The following is a 17,839-nucleotide window of genomic DNA, read 5'->3' on the forward strand; positions in this document are numbered from 1 at the left end:
CTTCAAAGTTCAGACATCATACGAATTACTGGATTTTATACAGATCACGGGTGTACCGGGCATCCGACGCATTGGTGGTTGAGTATCCACCGACTTTCGGGTTTTTCAGCACAGAACGTGTGTAGTGATACAGCGGGATAGCCGGCATCTCTTCTGCAAAAATCTGCTCAGCCTGCTGATAGTAATGATTACGTCCTTTACTATCTTTTGCGAGAATTGCTTTCGCCATGACCTCGTCATACTTCGGATTTGACCAGTCACCGTAGTTCATACCCTGGCTGTCAAAGAAAGACAGGAAAGTCGATGCTTCATTGTAATCCCCCATCCAGGCATAACGGGCCACACTGAAATTACGCTGTGACAGTTTTTGCAGAAACGTTTTCCATTCCTGATTGGCGAGTTCAACGTCGGCGCCCAGCGTTTTCTTCCACATCGAAGACATGACAATGGCCAGCTTTTTATGCGCTTCCAATGTGTTGTAAACCAGTTCAAACTTCAGCGGATTCGCCGCGTTAAAGCCTGCTTCTTCCAGCAACTGTTTCGCTTTCTGATTACGCTCTTTCTGATTCAATTCACCCCAACTCAATCTCGGCGCAGCAAAACCGTCCACTGACGGTGGTGTCAGGCCATAAGCGGGAATCTGTCCCTGCCCCAGAATCACATTAGTGACAACGTCACGGTCAATCGCATAAGCCAGCGCTTTTCGTACCCTCGGGTCATCAAACGGCTTCTTGTTAACATTGAACAAGTAATAGTACGTGCCGAGCGATGGCATGGTCAGCAGTTCATCCGGGCGCTGCTTCTTAATCGCATTGTACTGCTCCAGCGGAAACGACGACGTAATATCAATTTCCCCGGTACGGTAGCGATTGTATTCAGCGGTCATATCAACAATCGGCAAATATTTCACCTGGTTGATAACGGTCTTCGCGTTGTTCCAGTAATTCGAGTTTCGTTCCAGCACGATACGCTCATTCAGCGTCCATTCTTTCAGCTTGTAAGCACTGCTGGTAACAATATGCTCTGGCCTCGTCCAGGTGTCGCCGTGCGCTTCAATGGCTGGCTGATAAACCGGATAAGTGGATTCATGTACCAGCATTTTCAGCAAATACGGTACCGGCTTATCCAGCGTGATTTGAAACGTCTTATCGTCCGGAGCAGAAACACCCAGCTCTTCTACCGGCACCTTCCCTTCACTGATTGCGGTGGCATTTTTAATGTGTGCCGTACCGTAATACCAGGCATAAGGCGCGGCTGTTTTAGGGTTGATGACACGTCGGAAGCTGTAAACAAAATCACCGGCGGTAATGGGTTCACCATTGGACCAGGTGATGTTATCGCGAAGGTGGAAGGTATAGACTTTACCGTCAGCGGATTGTTCCCACCGGGTAGCGAGCGCAGGAATGATTTCCCCTTCAGGACTTTGAGTCACTAACCCTTCAAACATATCACCTATAACACGGGAACTGGCAGAGTCAGATGAGAATGAGGGATCCAGCGTGGGCACCTCATCACCGTTACCGCGTACAAGCACCTGCTCTTTTGCCAGTGTGACATCAGACGGCACATTTGCGGCCCAGGAGGGTGAGCTGGCGACAAGTCCGATAACCGCTGCGATAACGGAAAGTTTACTTCCTTGCATATATTGTCCTTTAATGCAGTTGTCTCTTTAGTGAAAACACCCATTAACATACACAGTTATAAAACATGACGATAGGTTTTCGGTCACAAAAAAACGGACAAAAACCATGCAAAAAGCCATGCCTTAAAACAAGTCAAACTGTTCCGATTAAGTCATACAAAACTGACAGCTTTTCATAGAGTTAACCGTGATTGAAAGCCGAAGGATAAACAGGCGATTTACGATGCTTTTTTATTCTTTTTATCCGCTTGGCTAAGCAATTGTTTCAGTACCCCGATTTGTTGTTTCATCGCGAGATACCCCGCATCGACTGCCGCTTCACGCTCCGGCGTGCGCCCGAAATTTACCAGGCTGTTATCCGGCGGGATGGGAGTGATCACCATATCAGCACTGGCAATTTCATCGCTGGCCAGCTGACAGCTTTGCAACCAGAAGGTATTCGCCATGGTATCAACGGCCTTCTCTCCCAGTGGAGGTGGTTGACTGCAGAAAACATCGACGGCAATAACGACATCGGCTCCCAGCTGGCGGGCGGCATAAACCGGCACCACAGACAGCACCCCGCCATCCACCAGTACATCCCCATGATGATTAACAGGCACAAATACCCCAGGTACACTGGCTGAGGTCTGAACGGCCTGCCCTACGTCACCGGCAGTAAACACCACCGGTTTCTGACGGGTCAGGTTCGTGGCAACAATGCCAGTTGGCATTGGTAGCTTGCGTATATCATCGTAGGCAACATGTTTATTAACCCACTTCGCGAGCGCCTTTCCTTTCAGCACACCCTCTGGCGAGAGGTTGACATCGGTAATGTCATGCTCGGCAAATTGAAACAGCAGGCGATGAACGGCGCTGTAATCATTCGCACTGTATAACGCTGCGGCAATGGCGCCCACAGATGTCCCCGTTACAATATCTGCTTTGATACCCTCTTCTTCCAACGCCTTCATCACTCCAAGATGCATCATGCCTCTGGCAGCACCACCGCCAAAGGCAATCGCCAGTCTAGGGGGATAGCGCCCGGATGAATCAGTACGTGGACTCGACGGAACAGAATCAGCTGGCCGACGAATCTCAGTTGTTTGCAAGTGGTCATACTGATTGACCGTGGAACATCCCGACAACGTCAATGATGCCAATGGAACCAACACCAGCATCGTAAGTGCGTTTCGTAAATGGTGAAAAGGTTGCATCTGGAGCCAAACATATTTTCTATACGCCATACCCTCACTCCTCCGGACCCGATCTAAGCCCTAACCGCGCAAGTTCCTTCTTATCTTCCTTTTCGTCATACGCTGCTATATCCCTGAACGTGAGGTGAGTAATACGTTTGCGCCACAGATTGTCCGGAATATGGGAGAAAGATGAACAGTACTTGCTGTTAATTTCCAAAACCAGCACAGCAATCTTATCCAATTCCAGGTCATAAAGGCGTGATGGCAGAGACAAGATCACCGGAAAATCAGTGACTTCGCTCACCTGCGATTTAGCCAGATACGGTCGCTGGGTATCTCCCAGTAAATAGTGACGTTTGAGTACCATGTACTTGCTAGGGATCGATTCCTGCGAGTCCCACCAGATGCCATCAACTGCATCCAGCGCCATTCTGGCCTGCGTCTTGTCAACGGCATCCAGCTGACGCAGACTGGCATCCAGCCACAGCGTCAGATTCCGGTTGTAGTCTTCTTCACTTAATATCTTGCGCTGCTGAATCAGCGCCAATACCAGCTTCGCCCCAAGCATGTTGGAATAGAGATCTTCTATCGAGTAGGCAGAGATCGTCTCCGGCCAGGCTGTAAAGCTGCTGTAACCGTGCCACTGGGCAATTTCATGGGATTCTGCTTTGAAATAGGCTAGTCGGGCCGCAACATGAGCGGCGATTTGCCACTGCTGTTCGGCAGTCAGCGCTGACGTATCAAAGGCTTTCAGTTCGATATACCGAGGACCAAGCTCCGAGGGCAATTCAATACGATGGGCCTTACCTAAGTGAGCCAGGATGTCAAAAAACAGCGAGATAGTATCGTCTGCGGTATCCCGAACATGCGCCAGGTCGATAAACCCACCGCGCCTGGTGTACATCAATCCGTTATTCTCCCCACCCGCTTGGTTCAGCGCAGAAGCCGACGCGGGGGTAAAATGGTAAATACCGCTGGCAAATTTATGCGGGCCCACATCCTCTCTGGCTCGCAGGTTGTCGAGACGGAAAAACGGCACCGGGACAGCGCCGACATTCACTTTCTGCATATCACCAAATGCGCAGCATGGCCTGACATTCTGGGGAACCCGAAACTGAGGGTAATGATGCTGACTGAGTTGCCACGAATCTTGGTTGATCGCCTCGCCATTCAGCATGGCATGAATCTGCTGCTCATCAGGCAGCGTGTTTGTATTCCACGATTGTGTCGTGCATCCCTGTACGGCCATTATCACGGCTGATAATAGAAAAACACTGAAAGTCTGTCTTTTCATAGTAAAGAAAGCGCCATATGCACTGAAAAATGTTGTTTTCTGAAAAGCTGTGTTAGCTGGATGCTCTATGCATTGGATAACTTATTGGCAGGATTACCTATTTAACTAACTGGCCACATAGCTAGCCGGGCAGTCCAGTCCCCTAAAAGGCTTCATTGATAGAAAAGTAAAAACCGCTCTGATCGTTGCCAAACCCCATATCCAGACGGAGGTTCACCCGCTGCTTTATTTCAAAGCGATAGCCAACACCGGCTGAATACAGCCATTTGTCCTGCCCAAGCTCGGAAAAGTCGCTGGCTAAGGTGCCGCCTCCCAGCCAATACACCATCCCGTGACGTCCACCCAGCGGCCTTCGGTATTCCACCTGAGAAAGCAACATATTGCGATCGCGGTAATGCCCTTGCTCATAACCACGCAATGCATCGGCACCACCCAGTAAGGCCATTTGATCCCAGCTGACATCACCGCGGTTAGATTCGAGCCGCACCTGCCAGGCCACAATGCCTGGCATGCCGGGTATCCCTTTCAGCGTCAGGTAATCGCTGTAGTTCAGTTTTATCCGTTCGAAATCATGATCCGAGCCTAAGGCTTGATCAAAATAAAAGTATTCAATCTGAACGAGTCGGCCAGACGAGGCATTCAACGCAAAGTCTCGGGAGTCATAAGTCAACGAGGCTTTTAGACCGATGTGGCTTTGTTTATGCGGAAAAGCGGTCATTGCCGACATATCCGCTGCGTCCCGATAAGCAATATCTGAGTTACCGTTTACAGAGCTGCTTGCTGCAATACGGGTGTTTTCAGCCCCTGTGTTTACTGAACCGTCACTGGCTTCCGTGCGAGTAAATTGCGCCCCCAACCCGAAATACGTAGAAGGAAAGATTTTCCTTTTTCCTTCCATTGAAACCGAATACGCCCGTCGGGTGTAGTCAACTCGAGGGTTGTACTGTCCGGCATCAATCCCGACCCCATAAAAGATATCCGGTGAATCAATCACTTCTGCGTTAAAGTACAACCGATATGTATCACGCTGAAGATAACTGGCGTTGCTGACAGACAAACCATAAGCGCCGTTTATCGAAGCAAAGCCATTCAGCGTCACTGCACTGGGTTGCGATACCTGATCATTCAGATCGGGTAAATACAGCCCAATCGCGGAAACCCCAACCCCCAGTTTTTTCTCCGGGGTATAAAACGGCCCGGGCATGACACTCCAGTCGATGCCTTTTTCCGGCGTAAATTGTCCGTCAGCACCCAGATCCAGCAATAAGTCGGAAAACCATGCCTGAGTTCGATGATACAGGCTGAGGTCATTATCAGCAGGCGGTGTCTCGTTTCCCGCCGCGGGTTTTGCCACCGCGGACACGGTAAACAACATCGCAAGCCATAGTCGCTTATGCTTCATACTGACTTAAAACCGCCGACCTAAGGAGAAAAACAAGGTCTCGCGGCTGCCGAAACCGGCCTCAAACAAGGCTTCCCAATCGCGGTTGAAGGCATACTGAAAACCAATCACCGAGTTCCATTTGTCTTCCGCATGCTGACTGACCTCAAACTCACCATCGGGTGCCAGTGATCCAAGCAGGTGATCGAGTTCTGACGGAAGCCCGATATCACGTAGGTTGCCGGACAAAAACTGTTCAACGTTCTGATACATCGCGCCGGCAAACACCCGAAGCTCCCTGCCGCCGTCATATTCCCAGCGATAACCGACCCGGGGTGCCGCAACAAACGTTTTGATATTGCCGTTAATCGCCGAAATGCTGGTGTAGGTATAGTTCATATCAAGCAAGGCAAACCAGTTGCCAATGCCACCCGCCAGTGTGGTGCCGACCCCATACGTGCCGCCATCCATATCGAGCACAAATTGGGTATTCTCCGGTAACGATTCGCCGCCCTTGTCTATGGCGGCGCACAACAATCGGTTAGGATTCAGCAAGCCTGGAAACTGACTGGCATCACAGTGGACCGCATTGATGTTTGCCTTACTTTTCCCCTGGGTATAACCGATGATGCCGTACACATTCATAAAAGGGAAAACCCAGACATCGCCACGTAAAGTAATGTTTGAGCCTGAAAAATGCGCCTGCCTAGCATCCACATCAACGGCGTTGAGTACGGGGTGGCCTGAAAAAGAAATGCTGTCGATAGTAATCGGATTATTCATGTCCATGTAAGACAGAGATAACCCATAAGGCTTAGGTAATGTGTATCCGCGCTGCTCTGCTTCCTCGCCCCAGATAGGGAAAAAACTGTCCTGGGCACTGAGGCACGACGAGGTCAATGCGGTAAGTAATAATAGTTTTTGTCGTTTCAAGGTGGTGTTTCAACCTATCCGCCCATTAACCATGAGCTAAAAGTGGTTATTAAAAGGGGGCCAGTATGGTTTCGGAATACTTAATGATTTCTTAATCAACCTTCCAATAATCCCAAGAGTCATATTTTCAATGTGTAACAATTCATGATTTTAACGCTAACTCATTGTCGGCATGTGGAGTTATTCAGCGCTGTTTACATGTAAAAAAAGAGGGGGAAATGAGAGGCAAGCAAGAGGAAAAGAGATGGGAAAACGTAGGTCAATTGTGGTTCTCCTGTCGCACCTGATACACACGAGAAACACACGGGGAAACGGGCGAGATAACCGGCATAACGCACGGATAAAAAAATGCCCCGTGAATACGGGGCACTTTCGAAGCAGTATTAGTTATCGTTCAGACGGATACCGTCACGCTCGATAATGATCAGTCCCTGTTTGTATAAGCTACCGATGGTTTTTTTGTAGGTCGCTTTACTGGTACGGAACTCTTTAAAAATTTCATCCGGGCTGGATTTATCGCTCAGCGGAATGAAACCGCCCTTGCGTGCCAGTGTGGTCAGGATTTTATCTGCTAGATCATCAACGCGTGCACGACCCGCTTTTTGCAGCGACAGGTTAATCTTGCCGTCAGGACGAATCTCTTTAATGAACGCTTTCAGCTTCTTACCCGGGAACAGTTTACCGAACGCTTCAGTTTTGAAAATCAGTCCCCAGTGCTCACCTTCAATCACTGCCTTGAAGCCAAGATCACTCACTTCGGCAATCATTACCTTTACTTCTTGGCCTACTTTGTAGTTTGCAGGGGTTTTATCCAGGAAGCGGTTAAACTTGGTACTGCCCACGATACGACCTGATGCCTTATCTGTGTAAATGCGCACCATGATTTCCTGTCCGACTTCCAGACGACGGCGCTGCTCACTGAACGGAACCAGCAAGTCTTTCTCCAGACCCCAGTCAACAAACGCTCCGACACCGCAGATACCCACGACTTTCAGGCGAGCAAACTCACCAACGGTCGCCAGTGGCTGCTTCGTGGTCGCAATAATTTCGTCTGATGAGTCAAAATAAACGAAGACTTCCAGTTTATCACCCAGCTGAGTGCCGGCAGGAACGGAAGCATTTGGCAGCAGGATGTTACCAAAGTCCTCACCACCATCAAGAAAGACGCCAAAATCTACCATCTTAACGACTTCTAATGTGTTGTATTGTCCGATTCTAATCATTCTCTCGACACTCTCTGGATACATGACATGGCGACGTTACCCACAGGCACACAACTTGTCACAACATGTCTCACAAACTATGGCCGCGCATTATACGTGATGTTACTCCACTGCGCCTGACCTATCTTAAAATTATTGGCTACTTTTCCACCTGTCAGCCTTATCATGGTGAATAAGCCATGCTAATAACTGATTAATTCATCTAAAATTAAAGTCATTTCCGACGCCTTAATACATACTGTCAGCCCCCTACTGTTTCCCCGCGGCCCGAAAGAGGATAAATACAAGCGTGATCACTGTTGAAAAGAAAGACGGACATAAGATTAAAATCTCTCATGTCATTCAGGAAACCACCAACAGGCAGCTTGACCTCTTCATTTTTGTCCCCGGCGAACTGGGGCTGAACAGCCATATTATTTCCGCTGACGAATTTTACCATAATGCCATTCAGGGTAAGCGGACTTACTACAGTGACGTGAACCATTTACCTTTGGTACACAGTCGGCTGGCCAGTCGCGGTAAACTCTCTACCGAGCAATACCGTCTGAGCCTGAGCCTCTATGCCTTCCAGTATGCGCTGGCATTAGAAAAAACGACCCAGGCGCTGCTTGATTCGCAGGAAGAGCGAACGCTGGAAGAAGTCGAGGAAGTCGCCCAGCTCACCATCCGTATCCTCAAGCGTCTGCGCCGTAATGTGCCGTCCGACAAGAAACTGCACAAATACTACGAGAACATCGACAATTACCTGTCATGGTTTACCGAACAGCGCCTGCTGGAGCTGGTTGCCCACCTGCCACGTAACAGTGAATACAGCAACATCAAAACCATGCTGCTGGAAGTGTGCGAAAACGAGGCCGAACACCGACTGAATCACGAGTACAATTCGTCAAAAGCCCGGTCTGATTTAACCCGGATGTCCAACAAAATGCGTCTGCTGCGACGGTTGATCGAATATCCGGTCACCATGAAAGAGAAGACGGACGAGCTGGGTCAGAACACCCGCAAAATTGTCACCGGTTTTGCCGCAGGTTTTGTGATGATTTTCGTGACCCTGATGCTAATCAAAGCCCGAGGCGTACTCGGGGACATTACCGCCTCCTTTATTCTGGCGTTGTCTTTCATTTATGCGGCCCGCGAAGTGTTCAAGGACGACCTCAAACTCATGCTCTGGCGCTGGGTACGCAAAGGCAAACCTAAGTGGCGCAAACAGTTTTACGACGTCAACACCAATCAATTGATTGGCCGTCAGCTGGAATGGATGGAGTATTGCAGTTTCAAAAATCTGGATGAAGAAATCCGCCAGATTCGTAAACACAAGGTCTCACAACGGGAAGAAACCATCCTGCATTACAAAAGCACCACCCGTATGTCTCCCACTAAATTCCTGAGTGGTTATGAACAGACGCTGGAATCGCTGATGCTGGATCTGCGCGGTATCACCAAGCTGATGGAAAAAGGCTCTCAGAAAATCTACCAGCTTAACGATGGTCAGGTTTCCAAGGAATCGGTCGATAAGCGCCACCTGATCAACCTGATCACCCGTGAAAGGGATGAAGACAACACGGTGCGAATCCAGCGCTGGAAAATCGTCATGAACCGCTCAAAAATCGTTGATATTGAGCCAATAGAGACCGAAAGCAGCACCGAACCTTCCGGGCTTGAATAGCCCTACTTTCTTTCCGTTGTAACCTGAGACCAAGTTGTTACGCTTAAAGGGAGAATTTTAAATCCGAGCCCTTTATGAAAACACTGTCGCAACTGGTTTTTAATAACACTTACCGTCAACTGCCAGCGTCTTTTGGCACCCCGGTTTCTCCTCAACCGCTGGATGACCCATTTCTGGTCAGCGTGAATCAGAAAGTCTGCCGCTGGCTGGAGCTGGATCCGGCGGATGCCGCGACGCCCTATTTCATCGACGTGTTTACCGGCAACGAAGACCATGACGGGTTTGAACCTTTTGCCATGAAATACACCGGTCATCAGTTCGGCCAATATAACCCGGACCTCGGCGATGGCCGCGGCCTGCTGATGGGCGAAATCGTGACGTCTGAAGGTAAAAAGTGGGATGTCCACCTCAAAGGGGCTGGCATGACACCCTACTCACGTCAGGGCGACGGACGGGCAGTATTGCGCTCCAGCATCCGTGAATACCTGGCCAGTGCCGCCATGGAAGGACTGGGGATAAAAACCACTCATGCGCTGGCCGTGTTATCCAGTAACACGCCGGTTTATCGTGAACGTATTGAGCGCGGAGCGACTCTGATCAGAATCGCGGAAAGCCACATCCGTTTTGGCCATTTCGAATATTTCTTTTATACCAACCAGCACGCAGAATTACAGTTGCTGGCCGATTATCTGGTTACACACCATTTCCCCGAAATTGCCCAGCAGTCTGACAGCCGTGACCCTGAGCGCTATTCCCTACTATTTCGGGAAATTGTCCGCCTCACCGCCGAGATGATCGCAGACTGGCAGGCCGTCGGCTTTGCCCACGGGGTAATGAATACCGATAACATGTCTGTACTGGGGCTCACCTTCGACTACGGTCCGTATGGCTTTCTGGATGACTATAACCCCGGCTTTATCTGTAACCATTCCGACTATTCCGGTCGTTATGCCTTTAATCAGCAGCCATCCATTGCCCTCTGGAACCTGTCTGCACTTGGCTACGCCCTGTCACCGCTGCTGGACAAAGAAGCTATCGACGATGCTCTGAACAGTTATCAACCAATACTGCAGACAGCCTACAGCCGGAACATGCGCAGCAAACTCGGACTCAAAGAAAAACGGGATGAAGACACGCCGCTGTTTTCCGATTTGTTCCAGCTGATGACCCAGCAAACCGTTGACTATACGCTGTTTTTCCGCACCCTATCGGACATTGAGAGCTCGGCGCTGCCAGACGCGGCAGAACAATTCGGTGCTTTCGTGAAGCAGCAGCCACCACTAAAAGAGTGGCTGGGGCGCTATGCAGAAAGACTGCAACACGAAGTCGTGCCGGACGAAGAGCGTCTCACCCTCATGCGCGCCGTCAATCCGAAATACATTTTGCGGAATTATCTGGCGCAACAGGCCATTGAAAAAGCAGAAGGCGGCGACTTCGCAATGATTGATCAGCTGCTGCATGTACTCGAAACGCCATATCATGAACACCCTGATTACGCGTATTTCGCCGACCTGCCACCGGAATGGGGTAAACACCTGGAAATCAGCTGCTCATCGTAGCATCGTCTTCAGGCACTCTGGTCAACAGCCAAACAAAGCCCGTCCGAGCACCTAATAGGCTCGGACGGGCTGCTTTTTGAATCGGTGATTTTGCGATTTTTTTGTTAACTAGATTTTTGGGTTAACTATATGGTTAGCTGTTTGGTTTGCTTGCGGGAAAAGGCAAGGGGGAATAGGTGAAAGGCAGCGCCCGCTCCCTTCCCTCACGGCTTCTTTAGTAAGCAATCACCCGAGTCATCCCCTGTTCCAACAGCCACTGCTGCAGGTTCGGTGCCTTGCTGATAAAGTGGCTGAGTACTTCTGCCGGTTTACCGGCTTTGCGTGCTGCACGGAGAGACTGAGCAACCAATTGCAACACGGCTTCGTTCTGATCATCATGCAGATATGCGAGCGCCGGATGATCAAAGTCCACGCCCAGCGCAAACCGGGCAAGCTGGTCAACATCAATGATCAAACCATCAAAGTAGTGCAGGAAGGTTTCAGCAGTCAGGGCATTTGCCGGCAACTCGGCCATCAGATGCACCTTCAGGCCGTCGGTTCCCCGGCTGAGCCCCTGCTCGGCCAGCAAATCCATCACTGTCGCCGCTTCGCTGAACGTGCGTACAAACGGGATCACCAGCTCTATGTTTTTCATTCCCGCTGACAAACGTGCCCGTTTGATGGCCTCACATTCCAACTCAAACGCCTTGCGAAAGGTGTGATCAGCAAAACGCGACACACCACGCAGCCCGATCAGCGGATACGCTTCTTTCGGCTCTAACTCCGCCCCCGGCAGCGCCTGACGGTGGCTGGAATCCGCGCCACTGAGACGAACACGCAGCGGCTGCTCTCCGGCCAACTTCGCCGCCTGCACCAGGTGCTCTGAAAGGGTCGAAACAAAAAATTCAGCCGGATTTCCCTGACAGCGCTTCAGCAACGACTGCTGGCTGTCCTGAGCAAGCTCAGCCACATACGCGGCAGCATAAGGGTGAATGTTCAGTTCACTGATTAAGTCATCCATTGACACCAAACCTATCGACACCTGTCCGATGGCAACATCCTGGTTTGCCAGTTGTTCTGACGACGTCATCACCGTCATGAATTGAAGTCCAGACTGAGCACAACTTGTCATAAGGCACCTTACTGCTAGCGAATATGCACATTGATAGAATGGCAGGCTCCGGACAGCTATCCCGAACATGCGCGACTGGTATTCAACTTACTGACAACATATGGATAACGCAAGGTGTTACTGGGCATCCCGTCTTTCCTTTTGAACAGGCAGATATTATTCCTGCAAGACTATTAGTTGACAGCATATTGATCGGCGGATTGCTTCACTGAATGTCTAAAAACTCACCACGCATTGATCCGGGTTGACTATTTTTGAATAAAAGGAAAGACGCAGAGAATAAAAAACTAAGCTATATCACAAGTTTGGTTTATTCCTACCGGCTTTTAAGCTATCTTTACGCGTTATTAATTTTTGCAATACCGAGATAGGCACGACTATGCCAATGAAAACCGATGAACTTCGTACCGTGAGTCTGGGCCCTATGCCTACACCTGCTGTGGTCGAAGCCGCATATCCGATTACGGATGCTATTGCGGAGCATGTCGCCCAAGCGCGTCGTCAAGTTGAAGCAATTCTGACGGGTGAAGACACTCGCCTTCTGGTTATCGTTGGTCCTTGCTCGGTGCATGACCCTGAAGCAGCCATTGATTACGCCACCCGCCTGAAAGCGTTGCAGGACAAGTATCAGAATGAGCTGTTCCTCGTCATGCGCACCTACTTTGAAAAACCGCGTACTGTGGTCGGCTGGAAAGGTCTGGTTTCCGACCCGAACCTGGACGGCAGTCTGGACTTGGCAAAGGGCCTGCATACCGCACGCAAATTGCTGGTAGATATCAATCGCCTTGGCGTGCCAACCGCAACGGAATTCCTTGATATGATCACCGGTCAGTACATTGCAGATCTGATTGCATGGGGAGCTATTGGGGCTCGGACAACAGAATCTCAGATTCACCGTGAAATGGCCTCGGCCCTGTCCTGCCCAGTAGGTTTCAAAAACGGTACTGACGGGAATATTAAAATTGCGGTAGATGCCATTCGTGCCACCCGTGAGCCACACGTCTTCTGCTCACCGTCTAAAACCGGCGAGATGACTATCTACCGTACGTCCGGTAACCCATACGGACATGTCATTCTGCGTGGCGGCAAATTGCCTAACTATCATCAGGAAGACATTGATGCTGCGTGTGAAACGCTGGCATCCTTTGAATTACCACCACGTTTGGTGGTGGATTTCAGTCACGGCAACTGCCAGAAGCAACATAAACGTCAGCTCGACGTTGCCGCAGACATTTGCCGACAAATAAAAGCCGGTAGCCGCCATATTGCTGGTATTATGGCTGAAAGCTTTATTGTCGAGGGGAACCAGAGTGTTGACGCAGGCAATCTGGACGCCCTGACTTATGGCCAGTCGATCACGGATCCGTGCATCAACTGGGACGATACCGTTACCATGCTAAACATGCTGGCGGAAGCAGTAAAAAATTCTTAAGCCGTCTGAATCGACAGCGGCTATGCTGAAAAACATTACAAACACACTGTGAAAGACGTTAGGACATCAACATGCCTTCTTTTGACATTGTCTCTGAAGTAAACACTGTAGAACTGAAAAACGCGGTTGAAAACGCCATCCGTGAACTGGATACCCGCTTTGACTTTCGTAACGTTGAAGCCAGCTTCAAACTGAACAAGGATATCGTGACCGTTTCTGCGGAATCTGACTTCCAGATCAGCCAAATGGTGGATATTCTTCGCAACAACCTTGCCAAGCGCGGCGTTGAAGCTAAATCCATGGAACTGAAAGACATTGTTCATTCCGGTAAAATGTTTAACCGTGAAGCCCACTTTGCGCAAGGTATCGACACCATGACAGCAAAGAAGATCGTGAAAATGATCAAAGATGCCAAGCTGAAGGTTCAGGCTTCTATCCAAGGCGAAAAAGTACGCGTTACCGGCAAAAAGCGTGATGACCTGCAAGCGGTTATGGCACTGATTCGTCAGGCTGATATGGACAAACCGTTCCAGTTTGAAAACTTCCGCGACTAATTATCCGGAAAAACGCAAACAACACAGCATGAACGCAAACGGGAAAAGGTCACTTTTCCCGTTTTTCTTTCTGTGCAGAATATCTCAATCATATTAGCTCTCGCTGCCCCACCCGTTTCAAAGTGAGTGAAATGACTCGCAACCTCATGGTTTCGCCCAGCGATAATTCGCAATAAAAACTATCTTGTTTTTTGTCTTTGACAATCAACATCATAAGGAAAACCATGATAAAACGTTCTCATAAGCCGTTGCCGCACAAACACCTGCTTATTGCCGCCAGTATTTCCGCAGCCATGTTTGCCGGCAGTGCCTTCGCCAGTTATCCGAATTACAGTGCTGATGCCGTCTATCACAGTGGTGATCAGGTGCTCTATCAGGGGCAGGTCTACAAAGCAAAATGGTGGACCACCAATGAGCTGCCGGGTAGCAGCAGTGGTGTCTGGGCTCTGGTTGATTCAGGCACGACTCCGCAACCAGAACCCACCCCTGAGCCGCCCCCTGTTCCGGAACCGACACCAGAACCAACGCCTGAACCAATTCCTGATCCGGCTCCGGGTACTGCAACCTACCCTACGTACGAAAACGGAAAAGTGTATGTCGGAGGCGATAGAGTCAGCCATAACGGCAAGCTATACGAAGCCAAGTGGTGGACGCAGAATGAAGCGCCGAACGCAGCAAACGGCACTGGAGTTTGGCAATACATTGGAGAAGGCAGCACAACGCCTGATCCGGGTCCAAACCCTGACCCGACACCGGATCCAGATCCCACACCAGACCCAACTCCGGATCCTGTTCCTGAAAATGGCATCATCGGGCAAAACCCAGACGGCAGCTATATCATGAGTAAAGCGTATCTGGATGCCAAAGAAGCCGCACTCACCAATTCACCTCAGTTTGATCAGGTGCTGGCATCCATTGCAACTCAGCCAAACAGTGTGGTTGAAGCAATTCAACCGGGCGCGACCACTAACCCGGATAACGTAAAACGCGTTGAATCGCTAATCTCTGAGCAGCAATGGGACTACACCTTCCCCGAGCGTAATCCGGTCTACACCTATACCAACTTCCTCAAAGCTGTGGGTAAATTTAAAGGGTTCTGCGCTACTTACACTGACTACAGGGCTGCGCAGTCAGATGACATCTGTGCCAAATCGCTGGCCGTGATGTTTGCTCATTTTACGCAGGAAACGGGGGCCCATAATCCCCACTCACCTAACGAAGAATGGCGTCAGGGGCTGTATTTTGTTCGCGAATCCGGCTGCTCTGAAGAGGCTGGCTCCTGCGGCTACAACAGTGAATGTGCCGCAACAAACTGGCAGACAGAGCAATGGCCGTGCGGTAAAAATGCAGATGGCAGCTACGTGAAATATTACGGACGCGGCGCCAAGCAGCTTTCTTACCACTACAATTACGGTCCATTCTCTGATTTCATCTTCAATGATGTGAATGTGCTGCTGCAAGATCCGGATCGGGTGGCGAACAGCTGGCTGAACCTGGCTTCTGCGGTCTTCTTCTTTGTCTATCCGCAACCGCCTAAACCTTCCATGCTGCATGTGATTGACGGCACCTGGCAGCCAAGCGCGACCGACATTGCCGAGAAACGCACAACCGGTTTTGGTGTCACGACCATGATCATCAACGGCGGGATTGAATGTACCCTGGAGACGGAAAAGCCGCAGTCGGTCAACCGTATCAAGTACTACCGTGGCCATGCTGCGGCGCTGGGTGTACCTGTTCCTGCTGACGAACAACTGGGCTGTGCCGGTATGAAACCGTTTAAGAAAACCTCAGATAACAGCTTCGGCCTATACTGGGAAAATGACTGGGGTTACTACCCGAATAATCCGGGCGGTGCCAGTTTCGCCTGCCGGATTGAATCCGGTTACCAAACTGCACATACCACACTGAAAGAGGGTGACTACGCGAAGTGTGTTCAGAAATACTACAATGTGACCATTGAATAACACCCGTAGTTATTAATAGCTTTTATCAAATTACGCCCACTTTTTAATATTTGAAAGTGGGCGTTTACAATTAGTTACCCTTATACATAACTGCCTATAACCCTGATTATCAGGGGGATCTACATATGCTGTAATTTTATGCAAACAGCGCAGCCAGAGTCGAAAATACATAGGTGTTAGATAGCTAATCCCATATACTTTCTGTGTCCTATTTAGGGTTCAAATTGTTGTTGATTAAAGGTAGATAATAAGAAATATAGAGCGAAAATGACCAAGTAGCGTTCTACTTGTATGGAAACAATATCGCCAGACCCAGGACGTCACCCCTAACATTTCAGGAAATTGAAACTGTTAACTCCCCAGCACGCTTCTTTATCATTCCAGATGAAAAAATCTTTTTCAGGCTGCTCATATTCCTTTGCCAGATAACTTTTTATGATGGCAAAGCAGGGAAGGTACACAGTGTGAACCCTTTAAGGCTAATAAATAATACCTATAAAGGAGATGTCCATTATGGGCACTGTGAAAACAAATACAGTTCATTCTCAAATTACAAGCAACACAAAACCAACTTGGAAAAAAAGCGATACACTTTGGGTACTTGGCCTTTATGGCACAGCTGTCGGCGCTGGTACTCTGTTCCTGCCAATTAATGCCGGTGTCGGCGGTCTGATCCCTCTGTTGGTGATGGCTGTTCTGGCGCTACCTATGACATTCTTTGCCCACCGCGGAATGACACGCTTTGTGCTGTCCAGTTCCAACCCGGGTGCCGATATCACTGAAGTGGTTGAAGAGCATTTTGGTACAGGTATGGGTAAAGTGATCACCCTGCTCTACTTCTTTGCCATTTATCCGATTCTGCTGGTGTACAGTGTCGCCTTGACGAATACCGTTGAAAGCTTCATGCAATACCAGCTTGGCATTGAGCCACCAGCCCGCGCATTGCTGGCCTTCATGCTGATTATCGGCCTGATGGCAATTGTCCGACTGGGCGAGCAGCTGATTGTTAAAGCCATGAGTGTACTGGTGTTCCCGTTTGTTGCGGTGCTGCTCATGCTGGCGCTGTATCTGGTTCCTTACTGGAACGGTGCAATTTTTAACAACGTGATTCCGGCTGAAAATGGTGTGTCATCTATTATGATGGCTGTCTGGCTAATTCTGCCTGTGATGGTATTTTCCTTTAACCACTCACCGGTTATCTCATCGTTCGCAGTCGCAACCCAGAAAGAACACGGCGCACAGGCAGAGCAGCAATGTTCACGCATTCTGGCCCGCAGCCATATCATGATGGTCGTGACAGTCATGTTCTTCGTATTCAGCTGTGTGCTGAGCCTGTCTCCGGCTAACCTGGCGGAAGCCAAAGCGCAGAATGTTTCGATCCTGACTTACCTGGCGAACCATTTTGATACGCCGATCATTGCTTACGCGGCACCGGTTGTGGCGATTATCGCGATCACCAAATCGTTCCTGGGCCATTACCTGGGTGCAAGCGAAGGTCTGAAAGGTCTGATGATTAAAATGGCACGTGGTCGTGGTAAAACGGTCGGTGATAAAACCCTGAACACGGTGACTGCCTTGTTCATGCTGGTTTCGTCTTGGGCGGTTGCCACTATCAACCCGAGCATTCTGGGTATGATTGAAAGCCTGGGCGGCCCGATCATCGCTATGCTGCTGTTCATCATGCCGATGTACGCGATTCAGAAAGTTCCGGCTATGCGCAAATACTCCGGTGCGCTGAGCAATATTTTCATCGTCGTGATCGGTCTGATTTCAATCTCAGCGATTTTCTACTCGCTGGCGCAATAATGATCAGAGGCCATCTTCGGATGGCCTTTACTGTTTTTTTTCATCATCAACTTCTTCATATTGTTCTTTTTTCTTCTACATTTTATTGGCCCTTTA

13 protein-coding genes are annotated in these 17,839 nt (G+C 49.6%); 6 read left to right on the top strand and 7 right to left on the bottom strand.

Annotated features, from left to right (window positions below):
- Window positions 1-25: 25 nt before the first annotated feature.
- The 6 genes from FH974_RS08570 to FH974_RS08595 form a co-directional block, all read right to left on the bottom strand.
- Window positions 26-1,642 (bottom strand): peptide ABC transporter substrate-binding protein, encoded by a 1,617-nt coding sequence (locus FH974_RS08570; protein WP_047885506.1) that lies wholly within the window; start codon window positions 1,640-1,642, stop codon window positions 26-28.
- A gap of 218 nt (window positions 1,643-1,860) precedes the next feature.
- Window positions 1,861-2,868, bottom strand: a complete 1,008-nt coding sequence (locus FH974_RS08575; RefSeq protein ID WP_207103186.1) for a patatin-like phospholipase family protein — start codon at window positions 2,866-2,868, stop codon at window positions 1,861-1,863.
- A 4-nt stretch (window positions 2,869-2,872) separates the two neighbouring features.
- On the bottom strand, window positions 2,873-4,069 hold the full coding sequence (locus FH974_RS08580) for a DUF4056 domain-containing protein (protein ID WP_242551808.1): 1,197 nt from the start codon (window positions 4,067-4,069) through the stop codon (window positions 2,873-2,875).
- Window positions 4,070-4,256: 187 nt separating this feature from the next.
- The gene (locus tag FH974_RS08585) at window positions 4,257-5,516 is read right to left on the bottom strand and encodes a BamA/TamA family outer membrane protein (protein WP_207103188.1); all 1,260 of its coding nucleotides are present in this window, start codon (window positions 5,514-5,516) and stop codon (window positions 4,257-4,259) included.
- Between the two features lie 6 nt (window positions 5,517-5,522).
- Window positions 5,523-6,428, bottom strand: a complete 906-nt coding sequence (locus tag FH974_RS08590) for a hypothetical protein (RefSeq protein WP_047885508.1) — start codon at window positions 6,426-6,428, stop codon at window positions 5,523-5,525.
- A 383-nt stretch (window positions 6,429-6,811) separates the two neighbouring features.
- Complete coding sequence (locus FH974_RS08595) at window positions 6,812-7,651, bottom strand: CvfB family protein (protein WP_207103189.1); 840 nt, start codon at window positions 7,649-7,651, stop codon at window positions 6,812-6,814.
- A gap of 289 nt (window positions 7,652-7,940) precedes the next feature.
- On the opposite strand from FH974_RS08595, the gene FH974_RS08600 reads away from it, so the two are divergent.
- Both FH974_RS08600 and FH974_RS08605 read left to right on the top strand, forming a co-directional pair.
- On the top strand, window positions 7,941-9,317 hold the full coding sequence (locus FH974_RS08600) for a hypothetical protein (RefSeq protein WP_047885510.1): 1,377 nt from the start codon (window positions 7,941-7,943) through the stop codon (window positions 9,315-9,317).
- A 74-nt stretch (window positions 9,318-9,391) separates the two neighbouring features.
- Complete coding sequence (locus FH974_RS08605; protein ID WP_047885511.1) at window positions 9,392-10,876, top strand: protein adenylyltransferase SelO; 1,485 nt, start codon at window positions 9,392-9,394, stop codon at window positions 10,874-10,876.
- A gap of 214 nt (window positions 10,877-11,090) precedes the next feature.
- Here the strand turns inward: FH974_RS08605 and FH974_RS08610 are convergent, their stop codons facing one another.
- A complete protein-coding gene (locus tag FH974_RS08610) occupies window positions 11,091-11,954 on the bottom strand; it encodes a putative PEP-binding protein (protein WP_242551809.1) in 864 nt (287 codons plus the stop codon).
- Between the two features lie 412 nt (window positions 11,955-12,366).
- On the opposite strand from FH974_RS08610, the gene FH974_RS08615 reads away from it, so the two are divergent.
- The 4 genes from FH974_RS08615 (at window position 12,367) to FH974_RS08630 (ending at window position 17,743) form a co-directional block, all read left to right on the top strand.
- The gene (locus FH974_RS08615) at window positions 12,367-13,419 is read left to right on the top strand and encodes a 3-deoxy-7-phosphoheptulonate synthase (protein ID WP_207103190.1); all 1,053 of its coding nucleotides are present in this window, start codon (window positions 12,367-12,369) and stop codon (window positions 13,417-13,419) included.
- Between the two features lie 71 nt (window positions 13,420-13,490).
- Window positions 13,491-13,973 carry a YajQ family cyclic di-GMP-binding protein gene (locus FH974_RS08620; protein ID WP_047885514.1) on the top strand — a complete coding sequence of 161 codons (483 nt, stop codon included), beginning with the start codon at window positions 13,491-13,493 and terminating at the stop codon, window positions 13,971-13,973.
- A gap of 224 nt (window positions 13,974-14,197) precedes the next feature.
- Entirely contained in the window at window positions 14,198-15,937 is a 1,740-nt protein-coding gene (locus FH974_RS08625; protein WP_053061841.1) for a glycoside hydrolase family 19 protein, read from the top strand.
- Window positions 15,938-16,450: 513 nt separating this feature from the next.
- Window positions 16,451-17,743, top strand: coding sequence for an HAAAP family serine/threonine permease (locus FH974_RS08630; protein WP_207103191.1), 1,293 nt, complete (start codon window positions 16,451-16,453; stop codon window positions 17,741-17,743).
- Window positions 17,744-17,839 lie beyond the last annotated feature (96 nt).

It is taken from the genome of Photobacterium ganghwense (assembly GCF_017329545.1).
Classification (GTDB): domain Bacteria; phylum Pseudomonadota; class Gammaproteobacteria; order Enterobacterales; family Vibrionaceae; genus Photobacterium; species Photobacterium ganghwense.

What these genes read in the sequence shown, in the direction of transcription:
- FH974_RS08570 (WP_047885506.1), bottom strand. Translation starts at nt 1,642, where the DNA reads ATGCAAGGAAGTAAACTTTCCGTTATCGCAGCGGTTATCGGACTTGTC.
- FH974_RS08575 (WP_207103186.1), bottom strand. Translation starts at nt 2,868, where the DNA reads ATGGCGTATAGAAAATATGTTTGGCTCCAGATGCAACCTTTTCACCAT.
- FH974_RS08580 (WP_242551808.1), bottom strand. Translation starts at nt 4,069, where the DNA reads ATGGCCGTACAGGGATGCACGACACAATCGTGGAATACAAACACGCTG.
- FH974_RS08585 (WP_207103188.1), bottom strand. Translation starts at nt 5,516, where the DNA reads ATGAAGCATAAGCGACTATGGCTTGCGATGTTGTTTACCGTGTCCGCG.
- FH974_RS08595 (WP_207103189.1), bottom strand. Translation starts at nt 7,651, where the DNA reads ATGATTAGAATCGGACAATACAACACATTAGAAGTCGTTAAGATGGTA.
- FH974_RS08605 (WP_047885511.1), top strand. Translation starts at nt 9,392, where the DNA reads ATGAAAACACTGTCGCAACTGGTTTTTAATAACACTTACCGTCAACTG.
- FH974_RS08610 (WP_242551809.1), bottom strand. Translation starts at nt 11,954, where the DNA reads ATGACGGTGATGACGTCGTCAGAACAACTGGCAAACCAGGATGTTGCC.
- FH974_RS08615 (WP_207103190.1), top strand. Translation starts at nt 12,367, where the DNA reads ATGCCAATGAAAACCGATGAACTTCGTACCGTGAGTCTGGGCCCTATG.
- FH974_RS08620 (WP_047885514.1), top strand. Translation starts at nt 13,491, where the DNA reads ATGCCTTCTTTTGACATTGTCTCTGAAGTAAACACTGTAGAACTGAAA.
- FH974_RS08625 (WP_053061841.1), top strand. Translation starts at nt 14,198, where the DNA reads ATGATAAAACGTTCTCATAAGCCGTTGCCGCACAAACACCTGCTTATT.
- FH974_RS08630 (WP_207103191.1), top strand. Translation starts at nt 16,451, where the DNA reads ATGGGCACTGTGAAAACAAATACAGTTCATTCTCAAATTACAAGCAAC.